A 19,953-nucleotide genomic window follows, 5' to 3' on the forward strand; every position below is an offset into this window, starting at 1 on the left:
ATGATGATGGTACGGTTCAAATTACTTTTTATGAAGCGATTGATCATGGTGTAGGTCAAGATGAGCTGGTGACTAACGTATTGGTTGAAAGCATTCAAAGTGATGCTGACGGTACACAAGAGACGGTTGTGGCACCGTTAACGATTACTATTTATGACTCTGATCCGGTGATTAGAGATGACACATACTCAGTCGTAGAAGATCAAACAATTACGGGCAATCTACTTGAAAATGATATTGATCTTGATGGAACACTTTATGTGAAATTTGTAGAGGCTGGCGGGGAGCAGAAGTCAATTCTAGAGGGGGGATCCGTAAGTTTTAGTTTAGAAAAAGGCGAATTAACCGTATTTTCTGATGGCTCTTGGCAGTTTGATGCAGGTCGAAACCTAGATCATTCGGTCGAGCAAAGTGTTTCTTTCAGCTATTTAGCTGCAGATGACTCCCAAGACTATGGCTTGGCTAACGCGACGATTGATATTAGTGATGGACAAGCAGGTTACGTAGGCAATGCGACTATAGACGTAACAGAAGTCCCTTTGGATGGCCCGATATTGAACTTTGAAGGAACTGTTAATATTGTCGCGGGATCTGACAATCCGGATCCGAGTAGTTTGTATTTCGGTGGGTCATCTATTACTAAGTTAGAAGCATTAGGGCTTACAAGCTCAGTCTCTGATAATGAGCTTAGCTACACGTTAAGCTCTAGTGGAAAGCAAATTACAGCATTTGCCAATGGTGTCACTGTATTTACGTTAACATTGAGTGGCGTTGAATCGGGTAACGATGTATTAGCTTCAATTTCGCTTACTCTTGAGCACCCTATCGATCAATTCAATAGCAGTGATACGGTCACTTTCCCGTTGACCATTGGTGGCGTAGATTTAGATGCCACACCGCTTGTAGAGAATGAAATTGACTATGTTCTAAAGGATGGCGCAGACCCAACTTTAAATAATTTGAATGGGGTAGAAGTAAAAGAATCTGATCTCGCAAATGGAGGTGTGTTGAGCTCAGGGAATTTTCAAGTTGAGGTTGGCAGCGATTACCTCGAATCTTTGTCGTTCATCGTCTCTGAACAACCCTTGTTGACGAGTGGTGAACAAGTTGTGCTTTATCAAGTCTCTGCGGATGGCAAAACACTTGATGGTTATATTCTTGACGAAGATGGGCAAACTCAGATTCCCATCTTTCAAGCTATCCTCAATGCTTCATTACCTATTGATGCAAATGGCGACATTACCTACTCCTTTGAGCTTTTTCAGGCTCTCGACCAACAAGAAAATACTGATCCAAACGTACCTCTCGTTGTTACTGCAATGGACTCAGACCAAGATAACACGTCGGTCGTTTTAGACATTAATGTGATAGATAACGACAATGGACAAGCGCTAATCAATAGTGGCAATGTCGAGTTGACCGAAACACCTGTCGATACAAACATTGCTCCTGATGGTGTTTCAGCCATAGCGAATACGGATGTGATAGTTACGTCATCATTCGATCCGATTGTGTATCTGGGTGTTGACATAAATGATGGAGATACTGTCAAAACTACACTTGGTGATGCTGTTACTTATAACGGAGAGGCTGTCACTTGGTACGATAACAATGATGGAAGCTTTGACGCAATTTCTGACACTGGAGACGTTATATTTAGGGTCACGTTACCTAGTGACTTCTCTTTGCCATCAAATGATACGTCTACCGTTAATGTAACTGTAGAGCTTTATCACTCGCTTGACCATGTTTTAGGTGATGGGACGCAATTGTCGATCTCTATGCCCATCGTGGCGAGAGATTCTGATGGAAGCGAGATCTCTACGGAGTCCAACATACTGGTCTATGATGGCTTGTTTCCGGAACTAGTAATTACAGAGGGAATCACAGTCAATGAAAGTGGGTTGAATGATGATTCGCTTGATTCTGGCATCGAGGGCTCGTCACCATCCATTACGCTATTACAAGGTTCAGACTCTATCGCCAGTGTGAACGTGAATATCGATATGTTCAATGTGCTCGGCTATAAAACAAGTAGTGGTAGCTTGGTTTCGCTTGATTCACCGGACTCGAATGGTTGGTTATATGCAAGAGATGAAAGCGAGCAAGACGTCTTTAGAATTAGATTTAATACCGATGGGACTGTCGAGTTTGATCTATACCGTGCACTTGAACACGATGAACCTGACGGTGTTCCAGCGGACGAGAACACATTAGAACTCAGTTTTTCAATTTATGCCGTTGATAAGGATGGCGACCAGTCTGAAGCTGAGACATATACCGTTAGTGTAGTAGATGATATCCCTGAAGACACAAGCTCACCAATAGAAATTGAACTTACCGAGGGGGATGAGTTTTCGGGAAACTGGTTTAGCAATAATGCCGACTTAATCAGTTCAGATGGCACGTTGATTTCAAGTTTGACCTATGCAGGTGAAACATACGATACGGCGAGTTCGGTATTTAGCAATGATGCTTGGACCATCGATTTAATCAATAGTAGTGATGGTAACTTAAAATATGGAACGCTGACTATTGCTCAAGATGGGACATTTACGCTAACTACCGAGCTTATTGTTAATACGCCTGTAGGTGGTTTGCTTGATGATCTAACGATAACTGTGACGGATGCAGACGGTGACCAAGCAAGCAGTGAAGCTCAATTAATTCTTGATGATGCCAGGGGCTTTATTCGAACCGTTAATGTAGATACGTTAGAAGATAATGGCGCGAATAATAGTGGAGACCCCACGCCAGTCGCGTTACCGATTAGAGTTTCTCCTGGGGATACGGAGAATAATGAGCGTGTTGAAGCGATAAGGATCTCTGTTGAATCTCTACAAGGAGGGGCTCTGTTTTTAGACGGAGTGCGCCTTGAAGATGATGATAATGACGGATTTATTAGTCTTTCTGGTACAGAGCTAATGGGGGTGGGTATATTCACCGTTCCAAATGGTGATCTCACTTATCAACCAGCGCTAAACCTGTCGGGCAACACTATCAAAGTTTCGTTAGCAGTGTCTGCATTAATCGTATCTGATGTCGAACCAGATGGTTTTGTATTACAAGGCAATAACACGTTAAATGTTAACGTCTTACCGGTTGCAGATTTGCCAGAGTGGTCTAATGATTCGGACTTTTCTTATCAAAGTGTTGAAGATTCCGCTGAATCACTTTCGCTCAATATTGTCGCTGAAAAGTTTGACCAAGACGGTTCTGAAACGCTCCACTACCAAGTTTCGAATATTCCAGATGGACTTATATTAACACTTAACGGAAGTGCTATTGAGGAAGGGAAATCGTATAGCCAATCCGAGTTAGATCAAATTGAAATCACATCTAACGAAAACTTAGCCGGAAGATTTACTTTTGATGTAACGGCAGTAACGACTGAGTCGGGTAGTGTGTTTGCCGATGAGCAAGATAAAACAGCGGAGATCACTGAGCAAGTTGTTATCGATATATCTCCAGATGCCGATGTGCCTGCGCTGACCGTTAAAAACATTCAGGGGCTTGAAGACCAAGCGATTGACTTAAAAGAGTACATCTTAGGGCGGCTCACTGACACAGATGGCTCGGAGTCTCTGTCTTATCGCATAGAAGTTCAAGATGGTTGGACATTGCCTGTCGGAGCTGGGATTACGCTTATCGGTATTAATACCTACCTAGTGACCTCCAATGCTCTAGCCAATTCGGAGGCGTTACTTCAACCAAAATCGGATATCAGCTCATTTACTGAATCTCTATCCCTTCAAGTAACCGCCATTTCAACAGAGTCGACTATTGATGACTTAGCACCTCTTAATGAAACCGCCGAGAGCCAATCTGCAACCATTGACATTAAGCTAAAAGGCGTGGTCGATGAACCAATTGTTCTAGATGGTGGACAGGGGAATTGGCAATATGATCAAGCGACTAAAGTAATTAGTAATCTCTCTACGTTAGACGAAGATAACCTGATACAACTGGATTTTATCATCCAGACATCAGACGACGATCTATCAGAAGAAATTAATATCTTGCTTCAGAACATCCCTGTGGGAACACAACTGACAGATGTAAATGGTGACCCTATTGTTCTTCCAATTGCTTACGTGGACCCAATAACGGGGCCAGTTTATCAGGTCTCAAACGCTGTTCTTGAAAACACTTACCTCAAAACAGAGCAAGATTTTAGTGGAACACTGAGCATGGATGTTATCGTCGTTTCAACAGAGCCGGATGGTGATTCTGCTGAAACCCCTCTTAAAGTGGAAATGGAAATCTCACCTATTGTTGATCAAACTGACGGTCAAGAATTACAAAGCAATGGTATTGAGGACAATTTCATCACACTAAATCTTGAGCCTGTCGTTAATCAAGATATAGATTCTAGTGAGTCCTTGACAGGATACACCATTGTATCCATTCCAGATGGCTTAACACTTTACTTTGATGGTAATGCAGTAGAGGAAAGTAATTTACCGTTAGAACTCAATGAACTACTCGATGGTAGCTCGGCAACATTATCTGAGTTGTTAAACAGTGGACGAATCACTGTAAAAGCTAATGAAGACCTAAGTGGGACGTTTAGCCTGGAAGTTCAGTACGAAGTGACAGACACGTCTCCTACGCTGGAGACTGATGTAAAGGCAATCAACGGTTCTTTGAGCGTCGTGGTTTCTGGAAAAGTGGATATTGGTAATGAAGATATTGACAAAACACGTTTAGAAGGCGCGACTGAAGTATTCACAAGTACGGATGGGTCTGCTGTTGACGTGAGTGGAGGCATTACATTTACAGAAGCGGATATTGATGGTTCAGAGTATCTCGATTACATCGTTTTACAGATACCGCAGGGCCAAGACCTCATTGTTACTCATCCGAATGGTGCTTCTCAAGATGCCGATGGGAACTGGCTGATTCCAATGGAAGGAATCACAAGTGATAGCGTGTTGGAAACCGCTCAAGATTTGCTTGCTGGCGCATCGATTTATAGCCCATCTAATACAGAGATACTTGATGTGAATGTGTTAGCGTATGTTCGAGATGGAACGGATGCTCAATACATCACAGGTCAGTTCCAAATTCAAATTACTGGCCATGAAGGAGATGGAGACCAGTGTGCTGATCCTGGTGAACCAGGAAGCGTTCAAAGTGGGGATATTGTAGGTAAAGAAGGTGAAGATGTCTCAATTGGGGCGTTTTTAAACCCTGATGTAGCGAGTAGTGATGGTAACTTAGTTTCCTTCTTTGTCGCCGCAGATTCTTTACCTGAAGGAGTCGAGCTTACTGGCGAAGGTGTGATACCTGCTTATGATAATGCGGGCAATCTGTTGGGTTATTCAATTTCTAGCGCTGGATTGTCTTCCTTGACGCTTACTGGCGTGGATGAGGACTTTGCTGGTTGCATTACTTTCAATTTAGAAGTGACAGAAACGGCCCCATGCGATGGTGACTCGAAAACAACCTCTCAGACCATTACGGTACAAATCTCTCCTGCTGTCGATGATATCGCGATAGCACCAAGCCAAGTTACGGTTCAAGAAGATACTATAACCAACCTGAATCTTGCTCTTGTATTGGGCGATAGTGAAGGGCCAATGCAGTCCATTACTGGAGAAGGTGACGCAGCGACTGGCCTTGAAAGTGTCAATTGGGTTTCTTTATCTGTGTCTGACGAGAATGCGCGGTTTACTGCCGTGGACCCGAGCCTACTCATTGACAACGGTGATGGAACATGGGTAGTGACAGATGTTACGCGTCTAAACGAAATTCAGCTAATCCCACCTGAAAACTACAGTGGAGAGCTTGTTATTTCCGTTGACGTAAACATTACTGATGAAGTCACGGGAAGTTGTTTAAGTACTGACAGTGCGAAAGATACTCAAACTAAATCAACAGAAGTTACCGTTACCATTGCCCCAGTGGTTGATAAAGCGGTTCTGGAAACAGAAGACGTAGTTGGTAATGAAGATAATTATATTTATTTAGGAAACTTATCTGCATCATTAATCGATCAAGATGGTTCTGAGTCGATGTCTTTGGTCATGACAGGAGTGCCAGACGGAGCCGTGTTGGTTTGGGACAATAATGGGACGTTCGAATTACTCCCTGATAACGGTTCAACGGATGGTGAGAGCAAGGAGTGGCAGCTAACTCAAGCACAACTTGATAAGGTTTACTTTCTACCGCCACTAGATTTTAGTGGGGATATTTCACTAACACTGCAAGCTATTACCCAAGAGTCTGGATCAAACGACTATAACTATACCACTTCTCAGTTCAACGTCGGCGTAAAACCGATTGGCGATGATGTATCGTTGAATACAACCTCTAACACGTTCACTGGAGATGAAGGTGATTCCATTTCGATTGACTTTTTAGCGAGCGGTTTTGAAACAAATAGCAACGAATATATAGAAGCGTCGATGTTGATCAAAGCAAGCTCTGAACCCTCTGCATTGGAAGGCTTAGGTAGGATTCGTATTGGAACTCAATTCTCATCCTTTACTTTCGATGACGCGGGCAATGCCGTGGCGACGGTATTAGTGCGAGCAAATGAAGTGTCAGGTTTGGAGTTCGTTCCGAAGGATGCATTTGGAACGATGGATGTTGCTCTCAATGTTAGAACGTTTGATCAAGCGATAGTGTCAGGGACACTCGAAACCGATTTTGGAGATGTGCAAACCACCGATCTAACCATTGTTGTTACCCCTGAAGCTGATGAGCCAACACTAACGGCCGATTATCAGTCTATTGTGTCTGAAGCTTCTGGGAGTATTCCTTTAGGGTTGAGCATGAATTTAGTCAACCCTGCACCCGAAGAGTTTGGAAGTGTGGAGATTCGCGGATTACCAACAGATCTAGAGTTGAGTCATGGTGAAAGATTGAACGGCATTTATGCTGTTGATCAAGAGGATGTCGCTGATCTTTCCATCGTTGGCGGGTTTAGCGGTGCAAGTGATTTTACGTTGTCGATAAAACCGATTGCAACACTGGGCGCCACTGTCGCAGAAGGTTCTGCTCAGGTAGTCAATGTTGCCTTAGTGGAAGAGGGGGGCCAAACATTACTTGCGACAGATGCTAATGATTTGCTTATTGGAGGAAGTGGCAGCGATGTATTCCAGTTTGACAGTTCAGGGCTCGGTAACGAGTTAAAGCCCTCGTACGATGTGATCAACGATTTCCAAATATCCGTTATTGGTGATGATAATGACACAATTAACATCGCCTCGATAATCACCGCTACCTCGATAACAGAAGTCGATAATAAGCTCGATTTAACAGAGAATGATGATGGCGTAACGCTTCACATAAAACCAGAAGAGACGGGGACAAAACAACAGATTCTTATGCAGGGCGTCACTCTCGATCAGCTTTACAAAGGTGACTCGACTGGCGTAGCCGAAGAAAATGTCTTACAGAAGATGATTGATGACAACAACTTGCTAGTAGGTGGTATGTCATGAAGCATCACTCATCCTCATCAAGTGAGCTGACTAACGATCCTTGGGGGCAATCGTTAACTTGGTTGATGCGTTATTTTGAGGTTAGACACCATACAAAAAAGGTGCTTTCTGGATTACCTCTTGTTGAGGGTAGATTGGATAGTGACTTATTCATCAGAGCCGCTGAGCGAGCCGATCTTGAACTCACATTAATCGATTTAAAATCCACCGCAATGTTGAGCTTTCCATTGGTGGTAATCAATAGGAAGACGTTACAACCCGCTATTATATCTGAGCGACATAACAGCGATTATCAAGTCACGTTATTTAGTGAAGATCAAGGTGAAACGCAATACGTCACGAGCGAGGAGCTGCATAATCAATTCCATCCTCAAGCATGGCAAGTTTCTATGCGTCCAGAGCTGGACAAACGGATAAGTTCTATTCAAGCGGATTATAATGAACATTGGCTTTTCGCCGTAGTGAAAGAAATGTCTCCGTGGTATCGAGATCTTTTGATTGCCTCTTTCCTTATCAATACGCTAGCGCTAGTTATTCCGCTTTTCACTATGAACGTTTACGATCGTGTAGTGCCTAATCAAGCTTTCAGTACATTATGGGTTTTGGTCGCTGGTGTCTCCGTCATCATTATTTTTGATTGGCTATTGCGTAAAGCAAGGGGAGTTGTCACTGATACCGCGGGTAAGTACATCGATAACAAGCTTTCTTCGATACTTTTTTCTAAAGTTATGGGGATGAAACTTGAACACCGTCCTGCATCAGTCGGTGCATTCGCTCGACAACTACAAGATTTTGATAGTGTTCGCGATTTTTTTACTTCTGCATCTCTTGTGACCTTAGTTGATCTCCCATTTACGTTGTTATTTTTAGTCTTAATAGGTTGGCTAGGTGGGGCAATGATGTTCATACCTATTGCCGTCATGTTTACCCTGCTGATCCTTGGCTTTGCGGTAAAAGCAAAAATAGAACAATCACATACGGAAAGTGCTGCACTATCCATGAAGCGACAAGCTCACTTGTTTGATTCATTGTCCTCTTTAAAAGAGATTAAGCAAAATAACGCTACGGGAGAAGCACAAAAGCGTTGGGAGCAAACGGTATCCATGCTTTCTGATTGGCAAAATCAATCGCGAAACTATTCGAATATCGTTGCTTACTCCATTCAATCTAGCCAGCAGATAATTACCGTAATGTTACTTGTAACAGGCGTGTACAGAATTTCTGAGGGATTGCTCAGCATGGGGGGGCTCATTGCTATTGTCATGCTTAGCGGTCGTGCTGCAGGGGCGATTAACCAGTTAGCTATGCTGTTACTTCGCTATCAACAGACAAAAACAGCGGTTGAAGGCTTAAATTCTATCATGTCTTTACCTCAGGAGGTGCAACGCAGTCAGGTCATTACGTCTGCCGAATTTACAGGGAATATACGTTTAGAAAACGTGAGCTTCCAATACCCAGATGTTGATATGCCATGTTTGAGAGATATTAATCTTACTATCAAGCAAGGCGAACGCGTTGGCGTTATTGGTAGTGCAGGAGCAGGAAAGTCTACACTCCTTTCTATTATTGCCAATCAACTCAGTACCTTACAGGGTAGCGTTTATTTTGATGACATTGACAGTCAGCTTTGGCCCGCCGAATTGATAAGAGAGAAAACGGGTTGGGTTGGCCAAGATTCGCATCTTATATACGGCAGCATTATGGAAAACATAGTATTAGGACATCATGTTATTGATCAAGAACGATTACGCCGTGCGATAGAATTATCGGGTTTGAACCAGTACATGAGTCGCCTTCCTCATGGTCTAGAAACGCAAGTCGGAGAAGGAGGGCGTTATTTGTCGGGGGGGCAAAGGCAAGCTGTAGCGATTTCAAGAGCTTTTTATCGAAACCCAGCAGCATTAATTTTAGACGAGCCAACCAGTTCCTTAGACCAACCTGCTGAGAATGCGTTGTTTAATGCTCTTAAATCGTTGCCGCACTCGACGACGATGATTATTAGCTCTCATAAACATTCCTTATTATCGCTTTGTGATCGAATTGTTGTGCTTGATAAAGGCGCAATTTTGAGGGAAGGATCGCCCCAAGAAATTTTTGCTAAACAACAGTCTAACGCGAAGACGAACAGAGTACGCGCAGTATCAATTGTACGCGAAGGAGGTCAATGATGAGCACAGTTCGTTGGAGTAATGCTCATTTAGCAAACCGTTCGAGAACGTTGATTTGGTTGTCTGCCGCGTTAGTGCTGAGTGTGATTATTTGGGCCTCGTGGGCGAGGTTAGACGAAGTGGTTGTCGGCGAAGGAAAAGTTGTTCCTACTTTGTCTGTTCAGACGATTCAGAGCTTAGAGGGAGGCATTCTAAAGGAGTTACTTGTCATGCCTGGTGAAAGCGTCACTAAGGGGCAAACCATCGCCATTCTGGATGATACAAGGTTTAAGTCGACCTATTCGGAGACCTCTGAACAAGTTGAATCTTTGCTCGCCAGAAAGCAGAGGCTTCAAATTGAATTAGAAACGGTAAAAGTGAATAGCCTCCAACTGGATTGGAAACAACAAGTGAGTATCGAGCCTCAGCCATTTGATATTTCGATGACCGGCCACTCTGCCTATCTGAATGCCAAAGCAAACTATCTTGAGCGGTTGAGCCAACTGGAGTCTGAGCTGGAGGAGGCTAAATTGCGAATTGAGCAACAATCGCAAGCTTATCTAGATACCTTGAATACCATTCAAACACTAAAAAGCAGTCTGGTTATTGTCTCGAAAGAGCGAGATATGTTGAGAGAGGTGGTTTCTAGTGGCGCGGTGGCTGAAGTGGAATTATTAAAACTGAATAGAGACGTTATAAAGCTCAAAGGAGACATCGCGAGTTCACAAGCTGCTGCCCAAAAGCAAAGGGCTGTGTATTCTGAATCCATCGCAGATTATCGTGGTACTGCGCTTGCTTTTAGGGCAGAGGCACAAGGGCAGCTCAATGAAGTTGTGACGCAACTAGCGCAGCTCAATGAAAGTCGTCAGGCGATTGCGGATCAGTTGAATCGAACGCAGTTACTTTCTCCGGTCGATGGAACCATCAAAGATGTTTTTGTCAGAACCATCGGAGGTGTGGTTAAGCCGGGTGAGCCTATTTTAGAAATAGTCCCTCGTAATAGCACGTTAATCGTTGAAGCGAGAATTTCTCCTCAGAATATCGCCTTCATAAGGCCTGGCCTGCCGGCAACGGTAAAGTTGTCTGCCTATGACTTTGTCATTTACGGAGGCCTAGAAGGAGAAGTGACCTACGTAAGCGCCGATGCACTTCAAAATGAAGAGGGCAATGCCTACTACCGTGCCAACGTTACTTTCAAGGTTGATGATAAGTTTACGATCATCCCGGGAATGCAGGTTGTGGTAGACATTCTTACAGGAGAAAAAACAGTACTGAATTATTGGTTAAAACCTATATTACGTGCGAAAGAGAATTCGCTCAGAGAAAGATAGACATAAGGATATAAGATGCGGCTTAAATCAACGTTATTGGTCTTGTTTGCAGTATCATCGTCGCCAAACGCTTTGACTTTAGAAGAGTCAGTTACGTTATCTCTCGATAGCTCCCCCAGTTTGCTTGCTCGCTATTCTCGCTATGAGTCGATGGTACGAGACCGAAATGCCATAAATGGTTCATTTCTTCCTCAGGTTAATTTGTATGCAGCAGCAGGGTACGAAGGTACTCGATATAACAACGGAAACTACATCGACAGTGAAGATAGAACATTAGAAAGAACGGAGATGGGCGTAAGAATCTCCCAACTGTTATTTGATGGATTTAAAACAAGTGCTGATGTTGATCGCCTATCTTACGGGGCTGAAGCTGAACGCTTAGGCTTATTGGCATCTGCGGAAAATGTCGCATTAGATACTGTCAGAGCGTATGTGGACGTTTTACATGCCCGAGAGTTGATGAAACTGACAGAAAGAAACTTAAGTGAACACCAAGAGATCTACCGTTTCATTCTAGATAAAAAAGAAAAAGGTTTAACCAGCAACTCCGATTTAGCACAGGTTTCTTCGCGTGTCGCGACAACACAGTCATCATTGATTGCCGCCCAAAACAATCTTTCTGATGCTAGAACAAGATTTGTACGTTTAGTTGGTCGAGCGCCGCAAAACTTAGTTGAGCCTGTTTACCCGCAGGAATTGCTTCCGAATAAGCTTGACGAAGCACTTAAACAAGCGGTTAGGTTGCACCCATCCATACAGTCGGCGATGAAAGATTTAGAGGCGGCTCGACATGAAGTAAAAAGAGAAAAGGGGGATTACTACCCAGAGCTCAAGCTTGAGCTGTCAGCCAACAAAACAGACAACGTGGATAATATTGAAGGCATTAACGAAGATGCAAAGGTTATGCTGACGGTCAACTACGATCTTTTTAACGGCTTTTCTACAGACTCCCGAGTGGAGTCATCTGCCTGGCGAGTAGAGGAGGCGAGGGCTATTCGAGCAAATGCAGAACTAGATGCGAATGAAGGTGTAAGGCTGGCATGGGACGCACATACATTGCTTCAACAGCAAATGGAGTTTTTAAAAGTCAACGTTGATGCGGCGAAAGTAACTGAATTAGGGTACATCCAGCAGTTCAATGTAGGGCGACGCAGTTTGTTAGATGTATTAGATGCCAAAGTTGAAACGTTTGTTGCGAGACGGAACTATACCCGAACAAAGTACGATCATTTGGTTGCCACTTACCGTTTATTCAACTCGATGGGGATTCTGACTTATGCGTTGCGAGTTGAGTATCCAGAGAACTGGAAGGAGAACAATAATGGATAAATTCGCAGTTACGAGTCTTCTAGTTTTCATGTTAGCAGGCTGTGCTGAATCACCGAATACGACGTTGACCACTTACCAGTACTACGACCTTAAAGACAATGATAGTGATGGTGTGATAAACCAACGAGATAACTGCGCAGATACGCCAAAAGGTGTCGTTGTTGACAGTGAGGGCTGTGCGAATTGGGTCAACGACTCGCAGACACACCTGATCAGTTTTTTCTTTGCGATGGATGAGCATCAGGTAACGCCATCTCATGATATGCCGCTAAGCGAGTTGAAAGCATTGCTTCAGAGTAACCCAAATGCGCAAGTCATACTGATAGGAGACACAAGCCCTGAAGCGTCACTCGAATACAACAAAGCGTTGGCAAAGAAAAGAACGGCAGCTATACGAGAATTGCTAGTGAGAAACGGAATTCAAGACAATCGAATTGAAGAGCAAGAGTTTTATCAGAATACGGCATTGACGGTACAACTAAAAAAACGGGAAAGGCGCACAATTGCTGTTGTAAACACGAAAGCTGAAAGTACTGAACAAGCGTGGACTATATTTAGTTCGGACAGCGAGTTGACACCTAATTCGAAGTTGGAGTTGAATTATGAAAATTAAAGTCTTGCCTTTCTTTGCTCTAGCTTCATGTTTGATTTCACCGCTGGCATTTGCTGACTCTGAGGCTCGAACATCGATTTTTGTCGAGCCAGAGATACTAGAAACGATAGAAACATTGATAGATGAGCCAAGTGTAAATGTAGCGCTTGCATCTCAGTCTGGTGGTTTTAACGACATGCTAAATGACGGAACCTCTATTGCGATCACATCTAAGAAATGGTCAGATGAAAACATCTCCCGATTTCAACGAGAAAGAGGCCACAGGCCTACACGTTTGTTTTTAATGGCAAACGCTATTGTCGTAATCAATAGTCAAAAGAGTACGGTAGATAGTGTTTCCGTTAGTGAATTGAAACGCTGTGATGCAAATACGTATGCTTTCGGGGAGATGCGTTTAAGTAACCCAGGTGTGAGCTCTAATGGTTGTCAATCATCGATTCAAATGCTTGATGAAGACCGATTGAAACGGGCTTTAAGCGACGACTTGTCAGCCAAAGCTTATATGCGATACTCCGATTTTAAATACTCAGAACAGTGGTCGAGCTACAAGGCTCTCTCTGTTCATCATAACGATGACTCATGCTCTTTGAGCACAGATTGCATCTATTCTCTTCGCTATCCATTTTCCGTGGTCTATTACGTTTATATAAGTAAACAATTCGACACTAATCAGAAGACCAAAAAATCAAAGCTATTTGAACTCCTTACAACCGACCACAATACACAACAGGTACGAAATGCTGGGTTTATTCCACTACCAAAAGCGCTTATTAAAATAAATAGGGTGAAGTTAGGGCTAGATGAGCCAGTTGTTTTAAACGGGTATAAATAAACTTCATACGCCTAACTATGTGGGCTTGAGTGAACGTACCGCTCTAGGAAGTTTTGCCTTGCTGCTCATTTATCTTTGGTTAACCTTTGGTCAATTGAGTTGGTTGTAAGTGGTTTTGTTGGTAATTTTTCTATTATTGTGGCAAGTTCACTTAAAATCACTTAAGTGCATTTAAGTTATGACACAAGAAGAAAGACTCGTAGCACTCAGAGCGAAGCTGGAGCAGCAAAACAAAGTAACGTTGTCTGAAGTTTGTGAGTACTTTGGTATCTCGCGAGATTCAGCTCGCCGAGACTTAGTTAAGTTGAGTCAGCAACCTGGGTTACAAAGAATACGAGGTGGTGTCATGCTTGCGCCGATCTCTTCCCATACCGAGGCATACGCGAGTCGACCCGTGAGTGACGTTAAACATCGACTAGCTCAAGCTGCCGCAGCGTTGTTGGATGAGCGCGACCATCTTGTTATTGATACCAGCACCATTTTGTCTCTGCTCCCACTCTATGCAGGAAAAGCGCGTTGTGGAGAAAACAAGCTCAACGTTGTCACTAACAGCATTGATGTGCTGACCGCTGCTGAGACAAACGACACAATGGACGTTCATTTCTTAGGCGGACACTTTGACCCTTATGCCAGAGCAGTTTTAGGGGCGCAAGCAGAGCAGCAAATGCAGCATTATCACGTGAACAAAGCGTTCATTGGCGTGTGTGCATTGTCATCCCGAGGGCTGACAACAAATAGTTTGTTAGAAGCAACATTGAAACAAGCGATGATTGCTCAAGCTCAGCAGGTCATCGTCGTTTGTGAATCCCGAAAAATTGGTAGCGACAATTTCCACCACGTATGTGATTTGTCAAAGATCGACATCATTATTACCGATCATCCCCCTCAATCAGATTTTCAACAACTCCTCGATCACAATGATATTGAATGTATTGTTGTGTCACCGAAATAAGGAATCTTACAATGGCTTACGATCCCGTAAAAACCGCTGTGATTGGTTACGGATATTCAGCAAAAACGTTTCATTTACCCTTCATTAAAGCGCTACCAAATTTAACGCTGAGCGCGATAAGCTCGCGTCAACAGGAGGCGGTTCAAAATGATTGGCCAGATGCTAAGTGGTTTTCTGATGCGAATACTTTACTCGATGATAGTGATGCAGAGCTCGTAATCATTACTGCGCCAAATGACGTACATTACGAACTTGCAAAGCATGCGTTGAACAATGGGAAACACGTCATCGTCGAAAAACCGTTTGTTACTCGGATAGAAGACGGTAATGAACTTATCGCCTTGGCGGAAGAGAAAGGTCTAGTGCTGAGCGTTTTTCACAATAGACGTTGGGATGGAGATTTTCTCACGGTTAAATCTCTTATCGAACAAGGTAAGTTAGGTGATATAAAGCTGTTTGAGTCACACTTTGACCGTTACCGCCCTGAAGTTCGTCAACGATGGCGAGAGCTAGCTCAAGATGGTGGTGGTATTCTATTCGACCTTGCTCCTCATCTTCTCGATCAAGCATTGGTGTTGTTTGGCTTGCCAGATGCGATAGACGCACAATGTCGAATGATGCGTCCGGGCGCGACGACGATTGATTACTACAACTTGGTGCTTCATTACCCAGACCATATTGTGCATTTACATTCAAACTTGTATAGCCCAGAGCCGAACCTCCGTTACAAAGTATTGGGTACGGAAGCTAAATATGAAAAGTTCGGATTAGATCCTCAAGAGGGCTACTTAAAAGAAGGCCGTTTGCCGGAAAACGATGCTTGGTCGGAAGAAGATGAGGCGTTATACGGCGTCCGTTACGACGAAGACGGTGCGCAAACTATCAAAACGGAGAGAGGCGCGTACCAAGCTTACTTTGTTGGTGTGGCAGACGCCATTCGTTTGGGCACTGATAACCCGGTTCCTGCCGCTCAAGCAGTACAGAATATCGCTCTGATTGAGATGGCATTGGAAAGCAGTAAAACGGGTAAAACGATTCAGGTGAAACCATGAGTTTGACGCTTGAACTCGTGGCCCTGCAAGAGCATGAACTTCAGTTGGCGGAATTTAATCACCATATTGCGTGGTCTATCGGCCTCGCTCTAAAAGAAGAGGCTGAAGCTTGCGGCGCGGCTGTTGCTATTGAGGTTTACGGCTTTGGACAAACGCTATTTCAATACGCGATGGCAGGAACCTGCGCTGATCATGTAGATTGGGTCCGTAGGAAGCGAAACTCAGTATTAAGGTATGGCCACAGCTCTTACTATCTTTCTCTGTACAACAAGCAAAAGCAACGTGATTTCGAAAATCAGCCTCATCTCGATGCTCGTGAGTACTGCGCTCATGGTGGCGCGTTCCCAATTCGGCTTTCTGGGTCTGGTTTGGTTGGGGTTGTGACGGTATCGGGTTTACCGCAGTTAGATGATCATCAGCTAGTTGTGGATATATTAAAAACGATGACAGAGACAAAACCCTCTTAAACGCCAAATATGAAAGTATGAAAGTAGCACGGTTTCTTTATCGTGCTACTGAATTCTCTTTTTAGCTCATAAAGTGTTCTTTAATGTGAGCAAATATTAACATTGATCCCAACTTACTACCTGAAAATCAAATCAATTTCATATAACCTATACGCTCATTCATATAGAAAGCCTTCAAAGTTGGCCATTGGCAATGTCTTTTAGAAGAAAAGAAAAACTCAATCTTAGAAATCTTATTGTCACCCTATGTGTGTTCAGTGTGCTTGTCACTTTGATCAACGCATTCTACTCGATTTATCGTGTTCAAAGGGATCTCATCATCAATAACACGTTAGAATCAAACCGTGTTTACGCCCAAAAAATGTCTGAAATGACAGACTCTTTCATAGAAAGCTCAATGTCGCAGCTAAAATACAGTGCGAACGTGCTAAAAGACAAGATGCATGACGCTCAGCTTCTTGATAAAGAGGCTGAGAGATTAAGAACGCAAACCAAATCATTTAACTCTGTGGTTGTCGTTAATGCAAAAGGGGTTATTATTTCTGTATCCCCTGAAACACTTCAGGTGAAAGGTGTAAGGTTAGTGGGTGAAAGAAAACGCCAGTCTTTAAACGCTCAAGCACCGGTTGTTACTGAACCATTTATATCGCCAGCTGGAAATTACTTGTTAACCATCTCATACCCTATATTTTCTCAATCTAATGAATATTTAGGTTATATCGGCGGCACTATTTATCTAGAAAAAGAAAATATTCTTGCAGAGTTACTCAGCCAGCACGCATACAAAGATGGTTCTTTCCTTTACGTTGTCGATGAGAGTAACACTCTGATTTATCACCCAGATCAATCGAGGGTTGGTGAAGTAATCGACGATAATGAAGCAATCAAAGCGGTGACGATGGGGCAGAGCGGCAACAAAGAAATTGTTAACTCTCGCGGCGTCGAAATGCTTGCTGGTTATGCGCCAGTAAAGTCATCAGGATGGGGAATTGTTGCTCAGCGCCCGAAATCGATGACGTTATCTGTGCTAGATGAACAGATGTGGAATGTTTTCCTTAAGTCGATTCCAATTGGTTTATTAACTTTGTTGCTAATTTGGTTCTTGTCCCTTCTTATTTCTAGACCACTTTGGCAGTTAGCGGGTGCTGTGCGAGGTGTCGAAGAACATTCATCCTCTATCGATGATCTCAAACTGGTTAAGTCTTGGTATTTTGAGGTCTCACATTTGAAGCTTAGCTTTCTTAAAGCATTTGGTATCGTGTCAAAAACCATTGATAAGCTGCAACTGGATACATTAACAGATTCGATGACTGGATTATTGAATCGACGTGGATTAGATAAAGTTCTTGGTTTGTTTAAGCAGGAAAATACCGCGTTCTCTGTTTTGGCGCTAGATATTGACCACTTTAAGAGCGTAAACGATAACTATGGCCATGACGTGGGTGACAACTTACTTAGAGAGTTTGCGCAGTTAATGAAAGACCAAGCTCGCTCTAATGATCACCTGTGTCGTTCTGGCGGTGAAGAGTTTATGATGTTTTTGGAAAAAACAGACGTAAACCACGCTATGGATGTTGCAGAGCGTATTAGACACAACGTGGAACAACATGACTTTCAGGTGGTTGGTAAGGTCACGGTTTCGTTGGGCGTTTCTCACTGGAAAGGCAATGACACACCAATTGAAGCGGTAATGAAAGACGCCGATAATGCACTGTATAAAGCGAAACATAATGGAAGAAATAGAACGGAGTTGGGTGACGACGCACAATAGATATTGCGCTTTATGCTGAACATAAAACGAGCCAGTGACTAACCTTTGCTGTTAATCGCTGGCGTAACCGCTACCAATTGCGCGAAACGGCAAGTTTAGCTCTAACTCTGGAATTTGTTTACCCACCCAAGCCGGAAATGTATTGCTATTTGGCCCTGGAAACAGCGTATATTCTTCAGCCCAAGGGTATTGGTTAATAACACTTTGTATTTTAGGGATAAGCTGGCGGGCCTTTTCACCTTGTATGGAGAGGATCTTTTCTGGTTTTGCACCATACCAATATCGATCTGGCGTCCCAGTTTGGTACTGATATAGAGCGGGTTGTCCGCGATTCACTCTCCAGCCGACTACTTCATACACTGTATATTCGTTCGCATTTTCAGGCTTTATTGCAAACCATGTATGAACAGCAAACCAGCCTCGCCAACCAAACGCGTCTGCGGCGTAAAACTCAATCACAGCATGCTTAACATTGGAAGGATCGGGTGCGATACCCGCAGGTTCTCTGCTAGCGGTACGCCAATCTCCTTGAGTGCATCCACCCAGCATAACCGCGATTGACATGAGCCAAATTTTTACATGGTGAGTAAAGTTGAGAGGGTCTTTCATTTATTGCTCCTAGACCAACCGATGCTGGTAACGCTCTATTGATTTTAGCTATAAAAACGTGGCAAGTCTGATTGTTGAAATCCTCTCCTTATTAAAAGAGAGAGGGAAGTTAGTGCCATAATTCCAGTTCATACGTAATAATAAGGTAAGCCGATTTGTAACATGTGGCATAGACGATGCCGTATTTCTCGAACGATTCGTCTAGTTGCGTATGAAAAAGTAAGAGGTTGTATGTATTCCTTACACGACCACATGAATTAAAAGCATTAAAAAACAGAGGTTTACAGTGGATTTTGACTGATTGAGTGAGTTTGGGACCCTCACATTGTCTCACATTTGCTTGTTTTGGGCGGAATTTTCATCGCTCATCTTTTTGCGCGTTTAGAGTCAGCGTTCAGCTATGGCACAATAGGCGCTCACAGAACAAGTGCTGTTTGGTCATGCAAATAGCAGAAAAATAACTAGAAATAGAATAATTAATGTTTAAATCAAAAAGTATACTCGCATTAAGCATGTTCGCATTTGGCTGTTTTGCCAATCAAGATAGCGAACCAACGTCCGTTGTGCTGAACTATGGTGATTCCTCCATCAGTACTGATATTCAAGCCAATCGAAAATTTCATGTTGTCCGAGACAATGAAAGTGAGCACGTAGAATTTTCCGGCGGAATCACAAAGGAGTATTCCGATTATATTGTGAATATTCATATCATAAGAAAAAGCAATATACGCAGATCAAGCCGTGAGCTGAATACTACCGTATTGATGAACAGTGATCAGATTGGGAAGCCTTTAGTGATTGGCATTGAAAATCATGAGTTCACTAGTATCACTTTGCGTTAATGCTTAGTATTTATTGAATAGGAATGAGGAAATTGATGCTCTCAATACGCTGTTATCGCACCGAGGATGCCCCAACTCTGTGGGCACTCTTTTACCATACTGTGCGAATCATTAATCGTCGCGATTATACGGAATCACAAGTTTCCGCTTGGGCACCATCAGATTTTGACCTCGATGTGTGGCAACGAAAAATGGACGATATTCAACCATACGTCGCGGAGATAGAAGGGCAGGTCGTTGGCTATTGTGATTTGCAAGGTGACGGCTTGATTGATCATTTCTTTTGCCATCATGAATACCAAGGACAAGGTGTTGGTCGTGATTTGATGTCTTTTCTTTTTTCACAGGCGAAAGTACAGGGGATAAAACGACTGTATTCTGAAGTGAGTATTACCGCCCGACCTTTTTACGAGAAAATGGGTTTCACAGTTAAGTCTCGACAACGTGTTGAGGTTAGGGGAGAAACCTTAACTAACTTTATGATGGAAAAGTATATTTAACTTAAATAGTGAGCATTTAGTGAGCTTGAACACAGATATAAAATGTTTTCCAATGTG

Annotated in this window: 13 protein-coding genes; 12 read left to right on the plus strand and 1 reads right to left on the minus strand. The window is 43.2% G+C overall.

Annotation, left to right across the window (positions count from 1 at the left end; translation table 11 throughout):
• The 10 genes from R7O12_RS06315 to R7O12_RS06360 all read left to right on the plus strand — a co-directional run.
• Positions 1-7,451, plus strand: a 7,451-nt coding sequence (locus R7O12_RS06315) for an Ig-like domain-containing protein (RefSeq protein WP_411913079.1), incomplete at its 5' end; no start/stop codon positions are given.
• Complete coding sequence (locus tag R7O12_RS06320) at positions 7,448-9,619, plus strand: type I secretion system permease/ATPase (RefSeq protein ID WP_318125695.1); 2,172 nt, start codon at positions 7,448-7,450, stop codon at positions 9,617-9,619. The genes R7O12_RS06315 and R7O12_RS06320, both read left to right, overlap by 4 nt.
• Entirely contained in the window at positions 9,616-10,929 is a 1,314-nt protein-coding gene (locus R7O12_RS06325) for an HlyD family type I secretion periplasmic adaptor subunit (RefSeq protein WP_021033865.1), read from the plus strand. The genes R7O12_RS06320 and R7O12_RS06325 overlap by 4 nt, the downstream gene beginning before the upstream one ends.
• A gap of 15 nt (positions 10,930-10,944) precedes the next feature.
• A complete protein-coding gene (locus R7O12_RS06330; RefSeq protein ID WP_318125696.1) occupies positions 10,945-12,258 on the plus strand; it encodes a TolC family outer membrane protein in 1,314 nt (437 codons plus the stop codon).
• Positions 12,251-12,871: an OmpA family protein gene (locus R7O12_RS06335; RefSeq protein ID WP_137281949.1), complete on the plus strand. Its 621-nt coding sequence runs from the start codon at positions 12,251-12,253 to the stop codon at positions 12,869-12,871. The genes R7O12_RS06330 and R7O12_RS06335 overlap by 8 nt, the downstream gene beginning before the upstream one ends.
• On the plus strand, positions 12,861-13,703 hold the full coding sequence (locus tag R7O12_RS06340) for a phosphate ABC transporter substrate-binding protein (protein ID WP_318125697.1): 843 nt from the start codon (positions 12,861-12,863) through the stop codon (positions 13,701-13,703). The genes R7O12_RS06335 and R7O12_RS06340 overlap by 11 nt, the downstream gene beginning before the upstream one ends.
• 178 nt (positions 13,704-13,881) lie before the next feature.
• A complete protein-coding gene (locus tag R7O12_RS06345) occupies positions 13,882-14,655 on the plus strand; it encodes a DeoR/GlpR family DNA-binding transcription regulator (RefSeq protein ID WP_226083633.1) in 774 nt (257 codons plus the stop codon).
• Between the two features lie 11 nt (positions 14,656-14,666).
• Positions 14,667-15,707: an oxidoreductase gene (locus R7O12_RS06350; RefSeq protein ID WP_318125698.1), complete on the plus strand. Its 1,041-nt coding sequence runs from the start codon at positions 14,667-14,669 to the stop codon at positions 15,705-15,707.
• Positions 15,704-16,174, plus strand: coding sequence for a heme-degrading domain-containing protein (locus tag R7O12_RS06355; RefSeq protein ID WP_054730877.1), 471 nt, complete (start codon positions 15,704-15,706; stop codon positions 16,172-16,174). Before R7O12_RS06350 ends, R7O12_RS06355 begins: the two co-directional genes overlap by 4 nt.
• 193 nt (positions 16,175-16,367) lie before the next feature.
• A complete protein-coding gene (locus R7O12_RS06360; RefSeq protein WP_005389121.1) occupies positions 16,368-17,945 on the plus strand; it encodes a sensor domain-containing diguanylate cyclase in 1,578 nt (525 codons plus the stop codon).
• A gap of 51 nt (positions 17,946-17,996) precedes the next feature.
• Here the strand turns inward: R7O12_RS06360 and R7O12_RS06365 are convergent, their stop codons facing one another.
• On the minus strand, positions 17,997-18,554 hold the full coding sequence (locus R7O12_RS06365; protein ID WP_033905229.1) for a DUF3750 domain-containing protein: 558 nt from the start codon (positions 18,552-18,554) through the stop codon (positions 17,997-17,999).
• 479 nt (positions 18,555-19,033) lie between these two features.
• Here R7O12_RS06365 and R7O12_RS06370 point away from each other — a divergent pair, with 479 nt between their 5' ends.
• Both R7O12_RS06370 and R7O12_RS06375 read left to right on the plus strand, forming a co-directional pair.
• The gene (locus tag R7O12_RS06370) at positions 19,034-19,396 is read left to right on the plus strand and encodes a hypothetical protein (RefSeq protein WP_318125699.1); all 363 of its coding nucleotides are present in this window, start codon (positions 19,034-19,036) and stop codon (positions 19,394-19,396) included.
• 35 nt (positions 19,397-19,431) lie between these two features.
• Positions 19,432-19,896: a GNAT family N-acetyltransferase gene (locus R7O12_RS06375; protein ID WP_017820619.1), complete on the plus strand. Its 465-nt coding sequence runs from the start codon at positions 19,432-19,434 to the stop codon at positions 19,894-19,896.
• Positions 19,897-19,953: the final 57 nt, after the last annotated feature.

This window comes from Vibrio sp. Vb1574, assembly GCF_033338675.1.